Genomic DNA, 18,448 nt, shown 5'->3' with positions numbered 1-18,448 from the left:
GAGACGGACCTATGACCATGCACTTCAATGACGAAACCTTTCGGGGTGATTACACCTATCACAATTCCCCCGAAGCCATCCGCCGCTTTCCGTTCCCGTTCGATCAGGACAGCTACATGTATTCGGTCAACATCGAACAGCATCCGGGTGGGCCGAAAGGCACGCCGTTCGAATTCAAATTCGATGTGGACGAGCACTATGTGGCGGAGATGAAGGACCGCGAGATCACGCTGGCGGAAGACCCGCTGCGCTGTCAGTCCCTGCCGCATATGGAGCTTGCGGGCTGGGATTTGCTCGAACTCATCATGGTGTCGAAGGCGCGCGACTATCCGGACCTGTTCACGCTGCACCGTGATGGCAATGACTGGCACTGGATCAACAAGCCGCTCGGGATCGAAAAGAAATTCACCTTCCTCGACCCGACCACGCTGCCGTGTGGGCCGATGGAATATATCACCCGCCAGACTCAGGGCGATTTCGCGCTTTTGCATGAGCGGGACGGAAACCTCTGGATGGATGCAGGGATGGTGACATCTCAGGCGGACTGGTCGCTGGATTTCGATGTGGGGATGAACTTTTTCGAATGGCACGCGCCCGTGCCGAAAGCACGCAAGATGGGCGTGTTCGACAAGGCGCTGAAATTCCTGCTGGCCGTGGGGCAGGGGCAGCACTACCGCCGCCTGAACTGGACCATGACCGTGAACCCGCGTCTCGACACAAGCCCCGAGAACTACCACAAATGGGGGCCGGAGAAGCGCACCATCACGCCGGAGAATGTCGGGCAGAAACAATTCCTGCGCGTTGAGTTGCAGACCTTTTTCCGCCTGCCGCGCTCCAATGCGCTGGCTTTTCCGATCCGCTGCTATCTTGCCAATCTCGAAGACCTTGCTAGTGTTCCCAAATGGGGTCGCCGCCTGCACCGTGTGCTGCGCGACATTGACCCTGATCTGGCGGATTACAAAGGCTTTGCAGTCAATCAGGAGACCATCGTGACCTATCTCTCGCAATTCGATGACGGCGCGCCAACATCGCCCGGCATTTTCCCGGACGCATAGATATGGCGTGGGTTCTGCTGACAATCGCGGGGCTTCTGGAGGTGGTTTGGGCCACCGCCATGAAGTCCTCCAACGGGTTTTCCGTGTTCTGGCCGAGTGTGCTGACGGTGGTCGCCATGCTCGCCTCTTTCGGTCTGCTCTCGGTTGCGATGAAGAGCCTGCCGTTGGGCACGTCCTATATGGTCTGGGTCGGCATCGGTGCCATCGGGGCGTTTATCGCCGGAATCATCCTGCATGGTGAGGCGCTGAACCTGTCGCGCATTGCGGCGGCGGCTTTGATCGTGGCGGGAATGGGGTTGATGAAGATCAGCACCTGAGCGGGTTACAGCCCCGCCAAGCGATGCGCCTGTTCCAGAACCGCGCGGCGCAGACCTGCGGGCGGTTCATAGAGACGCCCGCCAACCGGCCCGAGACTGTCCAGAAGTGCGGCGATCATCGCGGCCTTTCGGGCGATTTCTGCCTCCTCCAGATCGGGGGCGAACTCTGTGATCATGTCTTCGAGCACGGCGTTGTGGAACCGGCAGGTCGCGGCGAAATGGCGGGCCGGTCCGTCGTGGCGCTGCGCCAGATCCTTGAGGGCGGTGGTGATCAGCCGCGCTCGGGGATCGGCGGCGCGGTCCATGCGGAAGGTCAGATAGGCATGAAACCTCTCGCGCGGGTCGGGCATTTTGAGCGTGCCTTTCCGGCGCAATTCCTCGAACCGTTCGGCCAGCGCATAACGTGTCAGCGCGGTCAGGAGATCGTCCTGCGTGGTGAAGTAATATTGCAGATTGCTCAGCCGCATATCACAGCGCCGCGCCAGTGCGCGAAAGCTCAGCCCGCTCACCCCGTCGCTTGCGAGCACTTCGACGGCTTCTTCGAGAACTTTCTCGACCGTTGCGCGGCTGCGTGAGGAGGGGGCGGAGACACCGTAAATTTCGTTGGTCGCGGCACCTGTTTTCAACTGTTCAATCAGGGCATCAAGCGTAAGGGGCATTTGAAATCTCGGGTCTTTAATCGCGGGTCGTGAAACTTTGATCACTGGGCCTACTGCGCCGGAGATGTGAGGTCAATCACTGAGAACAAATAGGGCGCCCGATCGGAGCGCCCTGTTTTGCCAGGATGTTGATGCCTACCCGCTGTCAGAGTCGGTTGGAAATCCAGCGGCACTGATAGGGGGCAAAGGTGATGTTCGGATTGGACAGGTCGATCTTTTTCCCCGTCAACAGGTCATACCAGTTTTCGCCTTCGATCAGGTTGATCGCAATATGCGGCACTTCGACCTCTTTGTCGGTGACGTTATGGATCGCGAAAATCGACTGATCGCGGGCGGGAGACTGCCGCCAGATACCGAAAATCTCTTCGCCCAGTTGCATGGTGAACTGGGTGGCATTCGGGTGGAATGCTTTTTGCGCGATGCGAATGGAGATCCGGCGCTTCATTTCCGCCAGAACCTGAGCATTTTCGCTTTCGGGGTCGTCGAGCAGTTTGCGCAGTTCCGGATAGTCCCAGCGATGCCGGTTGATGGCACGTTTGACACCGGTTTTCTCGACGCCCGCGTGATCGTTATGGGTGGCGAGAAGCGAGTGGATGTAGAAGGCAGGCACCCCTTCGAGCGACATGACGATGGTCTGGGAACACAGGAAGCGCGCGACTTGATGATCGTCCTCGCCCCCTTTGATCGTGCCTTTGAGCGCATCGAAATAGGTGATGTTGAGCTCGTAGGGTTTTTCCGAGCCATCCGGCAGTGCGCGCATGGAGACAAGCCCGCCAAAGTCGCGCACGCACTGGATCACTTCGCCCAGTTCTTCGGGCGCCAGAAGCCCTTCAGCCCCGCGCACACCGATCCCGTCATGAGAGGCGGCAAAGTTGAGATAGGCGCAGCCCAGTTGCGCAGGCGGCATCCGCATGAGCCACTGGTTGAGATAGGTGGAGCTTCCCGACAGAAGCGCATGCAGCAGCAGCGGCGGCAGCGAGAAGTTGTAGATCATATGCGCTTCGTTGCGGTTGCCGAAATAGCTCAGGTTTTCCGCATTGGGCACATTGGTCTCGGTCAGAAGCACCACACGTTCTTCGGCATAGTCGCACAACAGCCTCATCAGGCGCACGATGGCATGGGTCTGGGGCAGGTGGATGCAGGATGTGCCAAGCTCTTTCCAGATGAAGGCCACAGCATCAAGCCGCACAATGCGCACGCCCTTGTCGATATGCAGGCGCATGATCCGCAGGAATTCCAGCAGGACTTCGGGATTGTGGAAATCCACGTCGACCTGGTCATGGCTGAAGGTGCACCAGACATGTTTCGGCCCGTTGACCGTGTTCACCTCGCGCAGCAGGGGCGAGGTGCGCGGGCGCACGACCTGACTGACATCGGTGTCGGGATCAACCTCGACAAAGAACTTGTCATAGGGGGCATGGCCCTGACGGTATTCGGAGAACCATGTGGACATGGAAGAGACGTGGTTCAGCACCAGATCGGACATCAGGCGGAATTCGCTTCCGATGCGCTCGATGTCGGCCCATTCGCCAAGCTGGCTGTTCACTTGACGGTAATCCGTGACCGCGAAACCGTCGTCGGAGGTGAAGGGAAAGAAGGGCAGGATATGCACACCATGCACCACGCCCTTGAGATAGCGATTGAGAAAATCGCGCAACAGGTCCAGCGGCTTGTGCTGACCGTCCACAAGGGAATTGCCGTAGGTGATGACCAGCGTGTCGGTCTCGTTCCAGAGACTGTTGCCCGGTGCGCGGGTGCGGGAGCGCGGTTTCGTTCCTTCGGGCCAGAATGCATCCACGATTTGTTCGGCAAGCTGCTTGCTGTCCAGCTCCGGATAAATCTGTTCGATCAGCGCGCGCAGCCGTGTGCTGATTTGCGAAGATGGTTTGGCCATCGGCGTCCCCTTCGTGGTTGTCTTTTCTTCGGGATAGAACAGACCCTCTGCACAGGTTCAATGCAGGTTTCGGGGAAAACGAAGCTTTCTTGTGCAAATTTTAAGGAAAGAGCGAAAGCGCTTTGAAACCTGCTTTATTTTTGGGCAGTCGAAACAGTTTCGGTGAAATTGGCTGCTTTTCGCGAGAGATGGACGGCCTGTGCGGGCGTGCTTTCAGACTCGGTCGCCAACTGCCGTGTCAATCAGCCAACCGCCCGGACCGGCGATATGATCGGGCAGGGTCACGATCATCGCCTCGCGGATCGCGATGGTGGTCATGATGGCCATGGCCAGTTGATCAAAGGTGACATCGAACAGAGACATGCTGGTTCTCCCGTAGCTTGCACAGGAAGTTCTGTCAGGAGAATCGGGCTGAATTGGGGCGAGGCTTGGGCCGCTTTGGGGAGGTTCGCGAGATTTGATATGTTTCGGAACAACGGCTTGAAGGCCCCGCCCTCAATGCGCGAAACACTCAGGCTTTGAACGGATCATCCGGATAGCCGACGCCCACAAGATAAAGCCCCTCGGGCGGGCATACCGGACCACAGGCCGCACGGTCGCAGGCCTCCAGCGCCTGTGTCACATCATCGGGCGTCCATGTTCCCGCGCCGACACGTTCCAGCGTGCCGACAAAGCTGCGCACCTGATTGTGCAGGAAAGACCGCGCCCGAAAGTAAAAGCGGAATTCCTGCCCGTAGGGGATGTCCATGACCTCCACTCGTGCCTCGTCGAGGGTTTTCACGGGGCTGTCGGCCTGACACATGGTCGAGCGGAAGGTGGTGAAATCGTGCAGACCCACAAGCCGGTCGGCCCCCTCCTGCATCGCATCGCGATCCAGCGGGTGATTGACGCGCCACGCCAGCCCCGCCTCATGCACCAAGGGCGCGCGCCGCGAAATCAGCCGGAACATATAGCGCCGTTCGCGGGCCGAGAACCGCGCGTGCCAGTTCTCATCCACCCGCGCGGCTTCCATAATGGCCACGGGGTTGGGTTTGAGGTGATGGTTCAGTGCCTCGCTGAGACGGAACGGATCCCAGTCTTTTACCATATCGCAATGCGCAACCTGTGCGGTGGCATGGACGCCTGCATCCGTGCGGCCCGCCGCGCCGATCCCCGGACAGTCGGGTTCGAGTTTGCGCAAGGCCTCTTCCACCGCCTGCTGGACGGAGGGATGTTCTTTCTGGCGCTGCCATCCGGCGAAAGGCGCGCCGTGATATTCGATTTTCAGGGCATATCTGGGCATGGGGCGGCAATAGCCGAGAGAGGGGAGGGCGTCCAGTCTTTCTCCCTTACATGCCGCGGCGTGAATGCCTATGTTGAAGCTGTAAACATCTGAAAAAAGGCAACGGGCGTGATCCTCAACGACATAGCAGACCGGATTTTTCGCGGCGTAGAGACCGTGCAGGATGGCGTTCACGAAGCCCTGTTCGAGCCGGTTATCCGGCTGGGAGTTACGGGGCTGTCGCGTGCGGGCAAGACGGTTTTCATCACCTCTTTGGTGGCCAATCTTCTGGATCGCGGGCGTATGGCGCAGTTTGGCCCTGCCAGTGCGATCAGTGCCGCCTATCTGCAACCGCAGCCCGACGATACGGTGCCGCGTTTCGACTATGAAACGCATCTCTCGGCGCTCACCGCGCCGGAGCCGCATTGGCCGGACAGCACCCGTGCCGTCTCCGAGTTGCGCCTGTCGTTCAAGGTCCGTCCCGCCGGTCTTTTGGGCGGTCTCACAGGACCGCGCACCGTGCATCTCGATATTGTCGATTACCCCGGTGAATGGCTGCTGGATCTGGGGCTTATGGAAAAGTCCTATGCGGAATGGTCGGCAGAGGCGCTAGCCGCGGCGCGGGATCGTGTCGAAGGGGCGGCTTTTGTGGCGGCACTTGAGGCCAGCGACCCGACCGCCAAACAGGACGAGCCTGCGGCCAAGGCTCTGGCGGAGAGCTTCACCACCTATCTCAAAGCGGCGCGGGAAGCGGGCTACTCGGATTGCACGCCGGGCCGGTTCCTGTTGCCGGGCGAGCTTGAGGGCTCTCCGGTGCTCACCTTCGCGCCCCTGCCGGAGGGGGACGCGCCGCGCGGGTCGCTCAAGCGCGAATTCGAGCGCCGCTATGAGGCCTACAAACGCGAAGTGGTCAAACCGTTCTTCCGCGACCATTTCTCCCGCATTGATCGCCAGATTGTTCTGGTCGATGCGCTGGGCGCGATTCATTCCGGCCCGAAAGCGGTCGAGGATTTGCGCCGCACGATGGCCGATATTCTCGCCGCGTTCCGTCCGGGTCGGGTGGGGCGGATCATGTCCCTGCTTGGACAGCACAAGGTGGAGAAAATTCTCTTTGCCGCCACGAAAGCCGACCATATCCACCACAGCCAGCACCCGCGCCTGACCGCGATCATGGAGGCTTTGGTGCGCGAGGCGCGTGATCGTGCCGATTTTGCGGGGGCGGGAACGCAGGCCATGTCGATGGCCGCCCTGCGTGCAACGGTGGAGGAGACGATGGAGCACGAGGGCCAGAGCCTTGATGTCGTACGCGGCACTACTGAGGGCGGCAAGCGGGCGGCTTTTTATCCCGGCGAATTGCCGCAAGATCCGGCGCATATCCTGTCACCGGCTCGCAATGGCGCGGAGAAATGGCTCGACGGGCAATATGAAATCATGAAATTCCGCCCTGCGCGGCTGACCCTGCGCCCCGGTGAAGGGCCGCCCCATATCCGGCTTGACCGCGCCGCAGAATTCCTGATCGGAGACAAGCTATGAGTGAGCATCCGCCCGAAAAGCGTGGTCCTGTTCTGATTGAGCTGGAAGACGAGGCGACGGTGAATCCGTCCACCGCCGAGCCTGTGCCCGACCTTGCTCCTCTGGCCCGTCCTGCGGCGATGGAGCGGGTAGCGGTTCTGGCGGCGCGCAAGCCTTCGACGTTGGCGCGGTGGTTCTGGCGGCTGTTTGCGGCGCTGTTCACCTTTGTCCTGTCGCTTGCGGCCTATGACTTTATCGCGGGTCTCATCGCGCGCAATCAGGTTCTGGGCTATGTCGCCTTAGGGCTGACCGGCGCGTTTCTGGTGGTTCTGGCAGCGATTGCGCTGAAGGAGCTTTCGGCCTTTGCCCGTCTGAAGCGGATCGACAGCCTGCAAACGGCGGCGACCGATGCGGGGGGGCAGGGTGATCTCAAGGCGGCGCGCAGGGTGAGTGACAAGCTCGTGGCGCTCTATGCCCATCGTGACGAGCTGTCTTGGGGGCGTGAGCGGTTTGCGGAGCGTCAGGGCGAATTGTTCGATGCGGATGGTGTGCTGGGACTGGCCGAGGCAGAATTGCTCGCCCCGCTTGATGCCGCGGCCCGTCGCGAGGTGGAAGCCGCCGCGCGCCAAGTGGCGACCGTGACCGCACTTGTGCCCCTGGCCTTGGCCGATGTCTTTGCAGCGCTGACCGCGAATCTGCGGATGATCCGGCGGATTGCGGAGATTTACGGCGGGCGCTCCGGCACGCTGGGATCGTGGCGGGTGACGCGCTCTGTGCTGACGCATCTGGTGGCCACGGGCGCTGTGGCCGTGGGCGATGATCTCATCGGCACGATGGCGGGTGGCGGTGTCATGGCGAAGATTTCGCGCCGGTTCGGGGAGGGCGTTGTCAACGGTGCCCTGACCGCGCGTGTCGGCGTGGCTGCGATTGAGGTCTGCCGTCCGCTGCCCTTTATGAAACTGTCAAAACCGTCTGTCTCCGGCACGGTGAAACGTGCGTTGACCGGATTGTTCGACAAGGGTGCGGAGAAGAGCGCCGGGTAGGCTCAGAACAGCTTCGGCGGTGCGTCTTTGGGCTGGTCGCGCTGGACGATCCCCATACGAAAGGCCCGCCCGATCCGGTGGGCAATCGCGGACCATTTGGCGGCAGTTTCGGCATCAAGCTCTGCATTCAGGGTCTCGTCAAACAGCGCGAGCCATATGGCAAAGTGATGCTCCTTCACCTCCGGCGCCATCAGATGCACGCGCTGCGGGAAGCCGTCATAATTCCGTTCATGCAGAATCGCATTGCGCCAGAACCGTCCGATCTTTTCTTCATGCTCCGGCCAGTTTTCGACATGGGCGCCAAAGACAGGCCCCAGTTCGGGATGCTGTCGCACCGCCGCGTAGAAGCGTTTGATCACGCGATCCATGTCGGCATGGCTGAGGTCGAATTTCGGCGGCAGGGCGGAACGGGTCTCTGTCATCGGGGGCTCCTTTGCATAAAGCTATATTCGGAATGGATTTTTTCCGCCAGCGCCGTGATGTCGCGCTATTCCTGAGTGTTTTTATTGCCGAGTAAATTAGTCAACTATTTGATTTTGTTGAAAAAAATTCTTGCATCCCGCGTTTGGCCTGCCTATATGAGGATCAGCGAGGACGAAAAGCCACCTGACAGGCAGCCATTCTCCGAGCCACTTCCGCGATAGAGCCAAGATTTTGATCCCCAAGCGGGGTTGGCATTGTGATCAAGACGATTTGCGATGTCATGTCATTCAAGCGATCCAGCCGGCAAGACAGCGCCGTAGCACGCAAGGCAACCGAGCCAGAGATGCCTGAAAGGGCCCCAGCGAGGAACCCCGCCAGCCACGCAGCCATCCAGCCATCCAGCCCGCCAGAGAGCTTATGAGCAAGGGATGCCTTCGGGCGTCCCTTTTTCATATCGCGGCGGCGTCAAGACGGGTTTACCGCCCGTCTGCTGCGTCCTATAAGGCGCGTATGAATTTTGTGGCGATTATTATACGAATTATCAGCCCGGCGCTCTGACCCACTCTTGGGCCCCGCGAGCCGCCGGGACAAGGCGTATGGAGACCCGCGCCGACTTCGAATATCCCCACACCTCCCTCAAGGACCGAACCGACATGTGTTCCGAGACGACCACACCCGATTATAAAGAAACGCTTAATCTGCCGAAAACCGACTTCCCGATGCGTGCGGGCCTGCCGAAACGCGAACCCGGCTGGCTGGAGCGTTGGGCCAAGATTGGTGTTTACGAGAAACTCCGCGAAAAGGGTAAGGCGGACGGGCGTCCGTCCTTTGTGCTGCACGATGGCCCGCCCTATGCCAACGGGCATTTGCACATCGGCCACGCCCTGAACAAGACGATCAAGGACATCATCACGCGCAGCCATCAGATGATGGGTTTTGACGCGCGCTATGTGCCGGGTTGGGATTGTCACGGCCTGCCGATCGAGTGGAAGATCGAAGAGCAATACCGCAAGAAGGGCAAGAATAAGGACGACGTGCCGGTTATTGATTTCCGCCGCGAATGCCGTGCCTTTGCCGATGAATGGGTGAATATCCAGCGCGAGGAATTCAAACGTCTTGGTGTTTATGGCACATGGGACGATCCCTATCTGACTATGAATTATCACGCCGAAGCCGTGATCGCCGAGGAATTCATGAAATTCCTGATGAATGGCACGCTGTATCAAGGCTCCAAACCCGTGATGTGGTCTCCGGTTGAGAAAACCGCGCTGGCGGAAGCCGAGATCGAATATCACGACCACAAGTCGCACACGATCTGGGTGCCCTTTGCTGTGCGCTCTGCCGATGACTTTGACAACACCGGCGCCTGCATGGACACGGAGTTGTTGCAGGCGCGGATCGTGATCTGGACCACGACGCCTTGGACGATCCCGTCGAACAAGGCCGTCGCCTATAATCCGAAGATTGCCTACGGGCTCTATCGTGTGGACGCGACCGAAGAGGAAAGCTGGACCAAGGCGGGCGATCTTTATGTCTTTGCCGATACGCTGGCCGAGGACGCTTTGTCCAAATCCCGCGTCACCGAGTTCACCCGCGTGCGCGATGTCACTGCGGACGAGCTTGGCTCTCTGATCCTTGCCCATCCGTTTGCCGGTCTCGACGGTGCGGATGGCTTCTGGGACTATGATGTGCCCATGATTGACGGCGACCACGTCACCGATGATGCGGGGACGGGCTTTGTCCACACCGCGCCCAGCCACGGGGCCGACGACTACGAATGTTTCGTCAAGCGCAACTGGCTCGACCGGATGACGCATAACGTGGGTGAGGAAAGCGAATTCCTGCCCCATGTGCCGTTCTTCGCGGGGCTCACTGTCATCGATCGCAAGGGCAAAGAGGGCAAGGCCAACACCGCCGTGATCGCCAAGCTCGTGGAAGCGGGCGGGATCATTGCGCGTGGCCGTGTGACCCACTCCTATCCGCATTCGTGGCGCTCGAAAGCGCCGGTGATCTTCCGCAACACGCCGCAGTGGTTTGCTTCAGTTGACAAGAAGCTCGACGATGGCATGGGCACCTATGGCGACAGCATCCGTGAACGGGCGCTGCGCTCGATTGACGAGCTGGTGAAATGGACGCCGCAAACCGGACGCAACCGGCTTTATTCGATGATCGAAAGCCGCCCTGATTGGGTGCTGTCGCGTCAACGGGCGTGGGGTGTGCCGCTCACCTGTTTCACCAAGAAAGGCGCGCTGCCCACGGATGATGATTTCCTGCTGCGCAATGACGAGGTCAACCAGCGCATCTCTGCCGCGTTCGAGGAAAACGGCGCGGATGTCTGGTATGAGGACGGGTTCAAGGCAAAAGTTCTGGGCGGCATTGTGAACCCTGACGACTATGAGCAGGTGTTCGACGTTCTGGACGTGTGGTTCGATTCCGGTTCAACTCATGCCTTTGTGCTGCGCGACCGTGAAGATGGAACGCCGGATGGCATCGCCGATGTCTATCTCGAAGGCACAGACCAGCATCGCGGCTGGTTCCATTCCTCGCTGTTGCAGGCATGTGGCACCAAGGGGCGTGCGCCGTATAGGAATGTTGTGACGCACGGGTTTACCCTCGACGAGAAGGGCATGAAGATGTCCAAGTCTTTGGGCAACACCATCGTGCCGGAGCAGATCGTCAAACAATACGGCGCGGATATTCTGCGCTTGTGGGTGGCGCAGACCGATTACACTGCCGATCAGCGGATCGGGCCGGAAATCCTCAAGGGCGTGGCGGACAGCTACCGTCGCCTGCGCAACACCATGCGGTTTATGCTTGGCTCGCTCGCGGACTTTTCCGAGGCGGATCGGGTCGATCCCGCGCAGATGCCGGAACTGGAACGCTGGGTGCTGCATCGTCTGGCGGAACTCGACACCACAGTGCGCGAAGGCTACGAGAATTTCGATTTCTCGGGCGTCTGGCAGGCGGTGTTCAATTTCGCGACTGTCGATCTGTCGGCCTTCTATTTCGACATCCGCAAGGACGTGCTCTATTGCGATGGCGACACAGAGCGCCGCCGCGCGGCCCGCACGGTTCTCGACATCCTGTTCCATCGCCTGACCACTTGGCTCGCGCCGATCCTGACCTTCACCATGGAAGAAGTCTGGCTTGAGCGTTTCCCCGGTGATGATAGTTCGGTTCATCTGGTCGATTTCCCGGCTCCTGCACCGGGTTGGCTTGATGGCGATCTGGCGGAGAAATGGGCCGGTATCCGCAAGGCCCGCCGCGTCGTGACTGCCGCTCTCGAAGTGCAGCGCCGCGACAAGGTGATCGGGGCGTCTCTTGAGGCGGCTCCGGTGGTGCATGTCGAGGACGCAGCGCTTCTGACGGCGCTCAAGACGGTCGATTTCGATGATCTTTGCATCACCTCCGCGATCACGCTCACCGATGATCCGACGCCGAACGAGGCTTTCCGTCTGGATGGCGAGGTCGAGGGCATCGGCGTGGTGTTCGAGAAGGCCGAGGGCGAGAAGTGCCAGCGCTGCTGGAAAATCCTGCCCGATGTCGGCACCCATAGCCACGCAGGGGTCTGTGCCCGCTGTGACGAGGCGCTGGGCTGATATTAGGCCGAGACTGATTTCGAGGGGGCGGCACGTTGTGTCGCCCTTTTTCCGTCTGGCGCCACAAGTAAAGCCCGTCAGGCCGAAAGCGCATCAGGCCGAAGCACGTCAGGCTCCTGTGTCATTCAAGGCATCTTGCACCCATTGCCATTCTTCCTCGGTCAACAGCCCATCCCCGTCGTGGTCATAAAGCGCAAGCGCCTGCGCCAGTTGCGCCAGAAAGTCCTCTTGTGTGACGCGTGTGATGCTGGCCACCTCTCGCAGAGGAGGCTTTGTTGCCTTTTCTTCATTCCCCATGAAACATCCCCATCGTGAGTCCGGTTTCCCACATGTGGAGGGAGACTAAGGACAGGGCGTGAAGAAATCGTCAAAACGGGCGAGACTGCGCCGGTTTATTTTGCGCGGGGATGGGCGGCCTCGTAGACTTGCAACAGGCGCGCATTGTCCACTGCCGTATAGGCTTGGGTCGTGGACAGGGAGGCATGACCCAGCAATTCCTGAATCGCACGCAGATCACCGCCGGCATTCAATAGATGTGTCGCAAAGCTGTGGCGCATCGCGTGCGGGGTAACGGAGGAGGGCAGGCCAAGCTGCATCCGCGCGGCCTCGGTCACTTTCGAGATCAGGCGCGGATTGAGCGCTCCGCCTCGTGCCCCGCGGAACAAGGGGGTTTCAGGGAGCAGGTCATAGGGGCAGAGCCGGACATATTCCGCAACAGCCTGACGTGCGGCGGGCAGCACCGGCACGATGCGCTCCTTGTTGCCCTTGCCCACAATCCGGATCACCTCGCCCAGAGGCACATCCGATCCCGTCAGCGACAGGGCCTCCGAAATCCGCAAGCCACAGCCGTAGAGCAGCGTGACAACCGCCACATTGCGCGCGGCGATCCACGGTTCTCCGTCTTGCAACTCAACGGTGGAGAGCATTTCTTTCGCGGCATCGGGCGAGAGCGGGCGCGGCAGTTTCTTTTGAAACTTCGGGGAGCGGGTGGCGAGAATGGCGGTGGCGTCAAACCCGTCGCGTTCGGCCAGCCAGCGGGTGAAGGTCTTGACCGCCGACAGGGCGCGCGCCAGCGAACGCGGTGCAACGCCCCGACCACGCTCATGCGCCATCCATGAGCGCATGTCGCTCAGACGGACGCGGGCAATCGCTGCGGGGCCAAAGCCGCCTCCTTCGTGCTCGGCCAGAAAGCTCAACCAGCCGGACACGTCGTGGCCATAGGCGGTGATCGTGTTTTCCGAGGCGGATTTGAGCGCGCGCTCGTGGTCAAGCCATTGCGCCAGTGTGTCGCGCATCCCGTCTGTGAGTTTGAGGCTCATCCCAACCAGCGACGCATCATTTTTTCGAACACGCCGGAGAAGAACTGGAGCAAATCCGTGCCCTGAGTCGGGCGGAACATATGCGGGTCTTCCGAGCCGAAGACCAGAAGGCCGGGCAGGCGGCCGGGGCCGAAATCAAGCTGCATAAGGGCTTCGGAATGGATGAAGTTTTCCGTGTCGCCGTAGAGCACGTTGGTTTCGGGAGCGACCTGACGCAGGGTGATCGGACGCGCGGGAATATTGCGACCTGCGGTGATATAGGTCTCGATGAACCCCGGCTCTGCGGTGATCAGCACATCGCCCAGCTTTTTGAGCGCGGGGTCTTCGTCCTCGACCTTGGTTTCCAGCAAGAGCCGGACCGCATCCAGGCGCAGGGTTTGCGCGATGTCGCCGGAGAGCGCGGTGAGAAATTCGGTGAATTCGGTCGGTTCCAGAAGCTGCAACACGGCGCGGTGAATCTGGTTGGTGCCCGCGAGGTTCTCGTAGGCGGCGGCGATCACGCTTCGGTGCGTGTCTTCGAGCCGGTCCAGCCGGTCTTCAAGCCGTTCCATCGCCAGACCACGCAGATCGACGACATTGGCGGCGGCAACACCGGTGTTGCGTTCATTGGCGGCGATCAGCGCGCGCATGACGTCCTGATCGTCCAGAACCATACCCGGATCGGAGATGATCTTTTCACGCAGGTCTTCTGCCAAGGGCGATATCGCCCGGGGGAGTTGGGTGCTCATGAGGCCTCATACTTTACTCGATCCGCCGGTTTTCCGGTCGTTGATCCCACTATGCCCGAAAACGGGCGGCAGGTGCAAATATTTGTGAGGCTTTCTGCGCAGCACAGGCGAAATCACGGCGGCGCATGAAAAATCCCCCGAACCAGAGGCGCGGGGGATTTTCCGTAAGTCTGAATAAGCGTCGATCAGACGATTTTGATTCCGGCGTCTTCGGCGTCTTTCACGAATTGCGCCAGACCTTTGTCCGTCAGCACATGGTTGGCCATGGCTTTGATGACGGCAGGCGGCGCGGTGGCCACGTCTGCACCGATCTTGGCACATTCGGACATGTGGTTCGCGGTGCGGATGGAGGCGGCGAGGATTTCGGTTTCGAAACCGTAGTTGTCATAGATCGTGCGGATGTCTTCGATCAGTTCCAGCCCGTCGATGTTGATGTCATCAAGACGACCGATGAAGGGCGAGATATAGGTCGCACCGGCTTTGGCCGCCAGAAGCGCCTGATTGGCCGAGAAACACAGCGTGACGTTGATCTTGTGACCTTCGCCGGAAAGTGTTTTGCAGGCCTTGAGACCGTCGAGGGTCAGCGGCAGTTTGATCACGACGTTGGAGGCGATCTTGGCCAGTTTGCGGCCTTCTGCAACCATGCTGTCATAGTCCAGAGCCACAACCTCGGCGGAAACCGGACCGCCGACGATGTCACAGATTTCCTTGGTCACTTCGAGAATATCACGACCGGATTTCTTGATCAGCGACGGGTTGGTGGTGACCCCGTCAACAAACCCCAGATCGTTCAACTCACGGATTGCCTCGACATCAGCGGTATCGACAAAGAATTTCATGGGCGCTTCTCCTTTCGCCTGCGTTCCTGCGGAGTCTTAATCCATGTGAGCGCCTATAGAAAGGGGGTCTGGTTTGCTTCGCGCAAAAGCCCTATCACAGCATCATGGACGAGGCAGAGTTTTACCCCGAAGGCAGATTGGTCGCCGTGCTGACCTGTGAGCCGCTCGACCGGACGCTGGATTACAAAGCGCCCGCAGGTGGGGTTGCGCGCGGGGCTTTTGTCGAAGTGCCGCTTGGCCCGCGCAAGGTGCTGGGCTGTGTCTGGGGTGACGGACTTGGCGGGTTCGACCTGTCGAAAGCGCGTGCGATTTCCACGGTGCTTGATCTTGTCCCTATGCGCGAGGAGATGCGGCTGTTTCTGGAGAAAGTGGCGGCCTATACGCTGACACCCATGCCGGCCATGCTGCGGCTTGCAACCCGTGCGCCGGGGCTGATGAACCCGCCGGGGATGCGCAAGGTCTACCGGCGTGGCGAAGGGCGCCCGCCGCGGGAAACCGAAGCGCGCCAAAAGGTGCTTGATGCCTTGGAGGAATATGGCGGGCTGTCGTTCACGCTCAAGGAACTGGCCGATCTTGCGGGGGTGACATCTTCGGTGGTGAAGGGGCTTTTGCCCTCCGGCGTCATCATTGAAGAGGACACGCCGCGCGATTTGCCCTATCGCCCCCTTGATGCGGATGCGCCGGGAAAGGCGCTCACCGAGGCGCAGACCGAAGCTGCGAAAGCCCTGCGCGAGGCGGTGGCCTCCGAGCGCTATTCCACTACGCTTTTGAAAGGTGTGACCGGTTCGGGCAAGACGGAAGTTTATCTCGAAGCGGTGGCGGAATGTCTCAAACACGGGCGTCAGGCCTTGGTGCTCTTGCCGGAGATCGCGCTTACCGCGGAGTTTCTCACCCGTTTCGAAGAACGCTTCGGCGCGCGCCCTGCCGAATGGCATTCCGGCGTCACGATGACCGAACGCCGCCGCGTCTGGAAGATGGTAGGCGAAGGCGGGGCGCAGGTGGTCATTGGGGCGCGATCCGCGCTTTTCCTGCCGTTTCGCAACCTCGGCCTGATCGTGGTCGATGAGGAACATGACACCTCCTACAAGCAAGAGGACGGGGTGCTGTATAATGCCCGCGACATGGCGGTGCTGCGTGCCTCCCTGTGTTCCGCCTCTGTTGTGCTGGCCTCGGCCACGCCGTCTCTGGAAAGCTGGGCCAATGTCGAGGCGGGCAAATACAAGCGCCTTGATTTGGAGAGCCGTTACGGGCCTGCAGTGATGCCCGATATGTATGCACTCGATCTGCGTGGCGAGAAGATGCCCTCGACCCGGTTCATTTCGGACGCGCTTGCGGCGGCTGTGAAGAAACGGATGGGGCTGGGTGAGCAGAGCCTGTTGTTCCTGAACCGGCGCGGCTTTGCGCCTGTCACAATCTGTCGGGCCTGCGGGTATCAGATCACCTGTGACCATTGCGATGCGCGGATGGTCGAACACCGCTTTCTCAAACGTCTGATGTGCCACCAATGCGGCGAGACCAAGCCGATGCCGGAGGCCTGTCCCTCATGTGGGGTCGAGGGGCGTCTGGCTCCTGTCGGCCCCGGTGTGGAGCGTCTGGCCGAAGAGGTGGCGGAGCGGTTCCCCGAGGCGAAATGTGCCGTCCTGTCCTCGGACCTGTTTGCCTCTGCGCGGGCCTTGAAAGAGCAGATCCACCAGATCGCGGAGGGCGACACGGACATCATCATCGGCACGCAGCTTGTCGCCAAAGGGCACAATTTTCCGAACCTCACCCTGGTGGGGGTGATCGACGCCGATCTGGGGCTGCAAGGCTCCGATCTTCGCGCGGCGGAGCGGACTTTCCAGTTGATGCGTCAGGTGGCCGGTCGCGCCGGTCGCGCGGCGAAAAAAGGTGTGGCTCTGTTGCAGACCTATCAACCCGAACATCCGGTGATCCGCGCCATTCTGGCGGGTGACGAGGAAGGGTTCTGGCGTGCCGAGGCCGCCGAGCGGAAAATGGCGGGGGTGCCTCCTTACGGCCGCATGGCGGGGATCATCCTGTCGGGGCCTGATCTCGCTGTGGTGACGGATGTCGCCAACCATCTTGCGCGGGTGGCTGGCCCCTTGCAGCGCGTCGGGGCGCAATTGTTCGGCCCTGCGCCTGCGCCGATTGCTCGGGTGCGCGGGCGGCATCGCATCCGGCTTCTGGTCAAGGCGGAGAAAGGCGCACCGCTACAGGCGGCCCTGTCCGACTGGGTCGCGCAGGTGAAACTGCCCAACACGGTCCGGCTCCAGATCGACATTGATCCGCAGTCTTTCTGGTAGGGACTTGTCGCCGTCAGCCGAAAGCTTTCGGATAGGCCAATGTGCGGATTTTGCCTTTGGCCGGTCCTGCAACCAGCGTGTGATCCAGCGGGTAGGGAGAGGTGAAATCCTCTGCGACAGGGGAAAAGCCGCAGCGGGTGTAAAACGCCGGATCGCCCAGAACGACCACGGTCTGACCGGACATCTCGGCCCACTGGCTGATCATGCCAACCAGTCGTCGCCCGAAGCCCCGCGCTTGCAGGTCCGGACGGATGGCGACCGGCGCAAGGCAGAGCCAGCCTTTGGGGGAAACCATTTTGGACAGTGCGGCATAGCCGATCACCTCGCCCCCCATTGGCAGGACCATCTCCCCCGCAATGGCGCGGGATTTGCGCAGGGTCTCGACAAGCTGCGCCTCGTCTTTTTGCCCGAAGGCCGCATCGAGCAGGGCAGAGACGGCGGGCTCCTCGCCGCGTTTCATCTCGCGCATGAAGTCGGGGGTTTTGAGCGCATCTGTATTGAGCATGGAATCTCCAAAGAAAAGGGGCGCGAAATCCGCACCCCTTGAAAACATATCCTGAGCGGAAGGTCGTCAGACTTTCAGGTTCGGGATGATCTGTTTCTTGCGGGACATGACTCCCGGCAGAACCACCCTGTCGCCCTCGACCGTGACACCAAAGGATTTCTCGGCCACGGTTTTGCACAGATTGTTCGGGATGAAGAAAGTGGCTTCCTCGTTCAGGATGTCCACGACGAACAGCAGAACCTGATCGACACCGTCTTCGGCTTCGACAGCTTTGAAACTCTCCATAAGCGACGCCTGACGGTCGAGCACCAGTTTCGGCGCTGTGGTCTCAAGCACGGAAATGCGGAATTTGGTGCCGTCGATTTCGTATTCCTTGCTGTCCATGCGGATCAGCTCGGCGTCAGAGAAAGCGGAAATGTCGGATTTGGCTTCGAACATCTCGGCGGCATATTGGCCCAGATCAAGGTTCAGCTCGGCGGCCAGTTTCTCGGCCAGCGCCTTGTCCACATCTGTGGTGGTTGGCGAGCGGAATTCCAGAGTGTCCGAGAGGATGCAGGACAGCATCGCGCCCTTGATATTGTCGGGCATTTTGTCGGCATCTTCGCCCATCAGGTCATACATGATGGTGGCTGTGCAGGCCAGCGGGCGGATGGTGATGTCGATCGGGCCTTTGGTCTCCAGCCCGCCGACCAGCTTGTGGTGGTCGATGATCGCGGTCACATTGGCGGAGTTGATCGCTTCGGGCAGTTCCGCAGGGTTGTTGGTGTCGACGATGACGACATCCTGATCCTCGGCGACTTCGGAAATGATCTCGGGTTTCTCAAAACCCCATTTCTCGATCACGAAGGCGGCTTCGGTGTTCGGTTCGCCCAGCAGCACGGCTTTGGCGTCAACGCCTTTGACCTCGTTGAGATACCATGCCCAGATGAGCGGGGAGCCGGTGGAATCGGTGTCGGGGGATTTATGGCCGAAAACTAGCGTGGTCATATGGGAT

At 60.3% G+C, this 18,448-nt stretch carries 17 protein-coding genes; 6 read left to right on the top strand and 11 right to left on the bottom strand.

The genetic code is table 11. From position 1 onward, the window contains the following. The first annotated feature begins 11 nt into the window (after positions 1 to 11). Together KO492_RS16265 and KO492_RS16260 are read left to right on the top strand one after the other, a co-directional pair. Entirely contained in the window at positions 12 to 1,055 is a 1,044-nt protein-coding gene (locus KO492_RS16265) for a heme-dependent oxidative N-demethylase family protein (protein ID WP_216045880.1), read from the top strand. A gap of 2 nt (positions 1,056 to 1,057) precedes the next feature. Next, a complete protein-coding gene (locus tag KO492_RS16260) occupies positions 1,058 to 1,372 on the top strand; it encodes a DMT family transporter (protein WP_216045879.1) in 315 nt (104 codons plus the stop codon). Positions 1,373 to 1,377: 5 nt separating this feature from the next. Here KO492_RS16260 and KO492_RS16255 read toward each other — a convergent pair whose 3' ends face one another. The 4 genes from KO492_RS16255 to truA all read right to left on the bottom strand — a co-directional run bounded on the left by KO492_RS16255 (position 1,378) and on the right by truA (position 5,207). Next, positions 1,378 to 2,031, bottom strand: a complete 654-nt coding sequence (locus tag KO492_RS16255) for a TetR/AcrR family transcriptional regulator (protein WP_216045878.1) — start codon at positions 2,029 to 2,031, stop codon at positions 1,378 to 1,380. Between the two features lie 145 nt (positions 2,032 to 2,176). Continuing rightward, complete coding sequence (locus KO492_RS16250) at positions 2,177 to 3,925, bottom strand: sugar phosphorylase (RefSeq protein ID WP_216045877.1); 1,749 nt, start codon at positions 3,923 to 3,925, stop codon at positions 2,177 to 2,179. 213 nt (positions 3,926 to 4,138) lie between these two features. Beyond that, positions 4,139 to 4,288 carry a hypothetical protein gene (locus KO492_RS16245; protein WP_216045876.1) on the bottom strand — a complete coding sequence of 50 codons (150 nt, stop codon included), beginning with the start codon at positions 4,286 to 4,288 and terminating at the stop codon, positions 4,139 to 4,141. A 148-nt stretch (positions 4,289 to 4,436) separates the two neighbouring features. Further along, on the bottom strand, positions 4,437 to 5,207 hold the full coding sequence (truA, locus tag KO492_RS16240) for a tRNA pseudouridine(38-40) synthase TruA (protein WP_216045875.1): 771 nt from the start codon (positions 5,205 to 5,207) through the stop codon (positions 4,437 to 4,439). 108 nt (positions 5,208 to 5,315) lie between these two features. On the opposite strand from truA, the gene KO492_RS16235 reads away from it, so the two are divergent. After that, entirely contained in the window at positions 5,316 to 6,719 is a 1,404-nt protein-coding gene (locus KO492_RS16235) for a YcjX family protein (RefSeq protein ID WP_216045874.1), read from the top strand. After that, positions 6,716 to 7,741, top strand: a complete 1,026-nt coding sequence (locus tag KO492_RS16230) for a YcjF family protein (protein ID WP_216045873.1) — start codon at positions 6,716 to 6,718, stop codon at positions 7,739 to 7,741. The genes KO492_RS16235 and KO492_RS16230 overlap by 4 nt, the downstream gene beginning before the upstream one ends. Before the next feature lie 2 nt (positions 7,742 to 7,743). Here KO492_RS16230 and KO492_RS16225 read toward each other — a convergent pair whose 3' ends face one another. After that, entirely contained in the window at positions 7,744 to 8,163 is a 420-nt protein-coding gene (locus KO492_RS16225) for a group III truncated hemoglobin (RefSeq protein WP_066599665.1), read from the bottom strand. A 654-nt stretch (positions 8,164 to 8,817) separates the two neighbouring features. On the opposite strand from KO492_RS16225, the gene ileS reads away from it, so the two are divergent. Further along, the gene (gene ileS, locus KO492_RS16220; RefSeq protein WP_216045967.1) at positions 8,818 to 11,763 is read left to right on the top strand and encodes an isoleucine--tRNA ligase; all 2,946 of its coding nucleotides are present in this window, start codon (positions 8,818 to 8,820) and stop codon (positions 11,761 to 11,763) included. Between the two features lie 108 nt (positions 11,764 to 11,871). On the opposite strand, the gene KO492_RS16215 is transcribed toward ileS, so the two are convergent. From KO492_RS16215 to fsa, 4 genes are all read right to left on the bottom strand, one after another. After that, entirely contained in the window at positions 11,872 to 12,060 is a 189-nt protein-coding gene (locus KO492_RS16215) for a hypothetical protein (protein ID WP_216045872.1), read from the bottom strand. A gap of 95 nt (positions 12,061 to 12,155) precedes the next feature. Further along, entirely contained in the window at positions 12,156 to 13,082 is a 927-nt protein-coding gene (locus KO492_RS16210; protein ID WP_216045871.1) for a tyrosine recombinase XerC, read from the bottom strand. Then, positions 13,079 to 13,810 carry a DUF484 family protein gene (locus tag KO492_RS16205; protein ID WP_216045870.1) on the bottom strand — a complete coding sequence of 244 codons (732 nt, stop codon included), beginning with the start codon at positions 13,808 to 13,810 and terminating at the stop codon, positions 13,079 to 13,081. The genes KO492_RS16210 and KO492_RS16205 overlap by 4 nt, the downstream gene beginning before the upstream one ends. 185 nt (positions 13,811 to 13,995) lie before the next feature. Then, a complete protein-coding gene (gene fsa, locus KO492_RS16200; RefSeq protein WP_216045869.1) occupies positions 13,996 to 14,649 on the bottom strand; it encodes a fructose-6-phosphate aldolase in 654 nt (217 codons plus the stop codon). A gap of 104 nt (positions 14,650 to 14,753) precedes the next feature. On the opposite strand from fsa, the gene KO492_RS16195 reads away from it, so the two are divergent. Continuing rightward, the gene (locus tag KO492_RS16195) at positions 14,754 to 16,949 is read left to right on the top strand and encodes a primosomal protein N' (RefSeq protein ID WP_216045868.1); all 2,196 of its coding nucleotides are present in this window, start codon (positions 14,754 to 14,756) and stop codon (positions 16,947 to 16,949) included. Between the two features lie 13 nt (positions 16,950 to 16,962). On the opposite strand, the gene KO492_RS16190 is transcribed toward KO492_RS16195, so the two are convergent. Then, positions 16,963 to 17,454: a GNAT family N-acetyltransferase gene (locus KO492_RS16190; RefSeq protein ID WP_216045867.1), complete on the bottom strand. Its 492-nt coding sequence runs from the start codon at positions 17,452 to 17,454 to the stop codon at positions 16,963 to 16,965. A gap of 66 nt (positions 17,455 to 17,520) precedes the next feature. Then, positions 17,521 to 18,441 (bottom strand): manganese-dependent inorganic pyrophosphatase, encoded by a 921-nt coding sequence (locus KO492_RS16185; protein WP_216045866.1) that lies wholly within the window; start codon positions 18,439 to 18,441, stop codon positions 17,521 to 17,523. Positions 18,442 to 18,448: the final 7 nt, after the last annotated feature.

This window comes from Celeribacter halophilus (genome assembly GCF_018860305.1).
In the GTDB taxonomy this organism is placed as follows: domain Bacteria; phylum Pseudomonadota; class Alphaproteobacteria; order Rhodobacterales; family Rhodobacteraceae; genus Celeribacter; species Celeribacter halophilus_A.
Note: the sequence above shows the minus strand (reverse complement) of the source record. Positions and strands in the feature narration are given on the sequence as shown.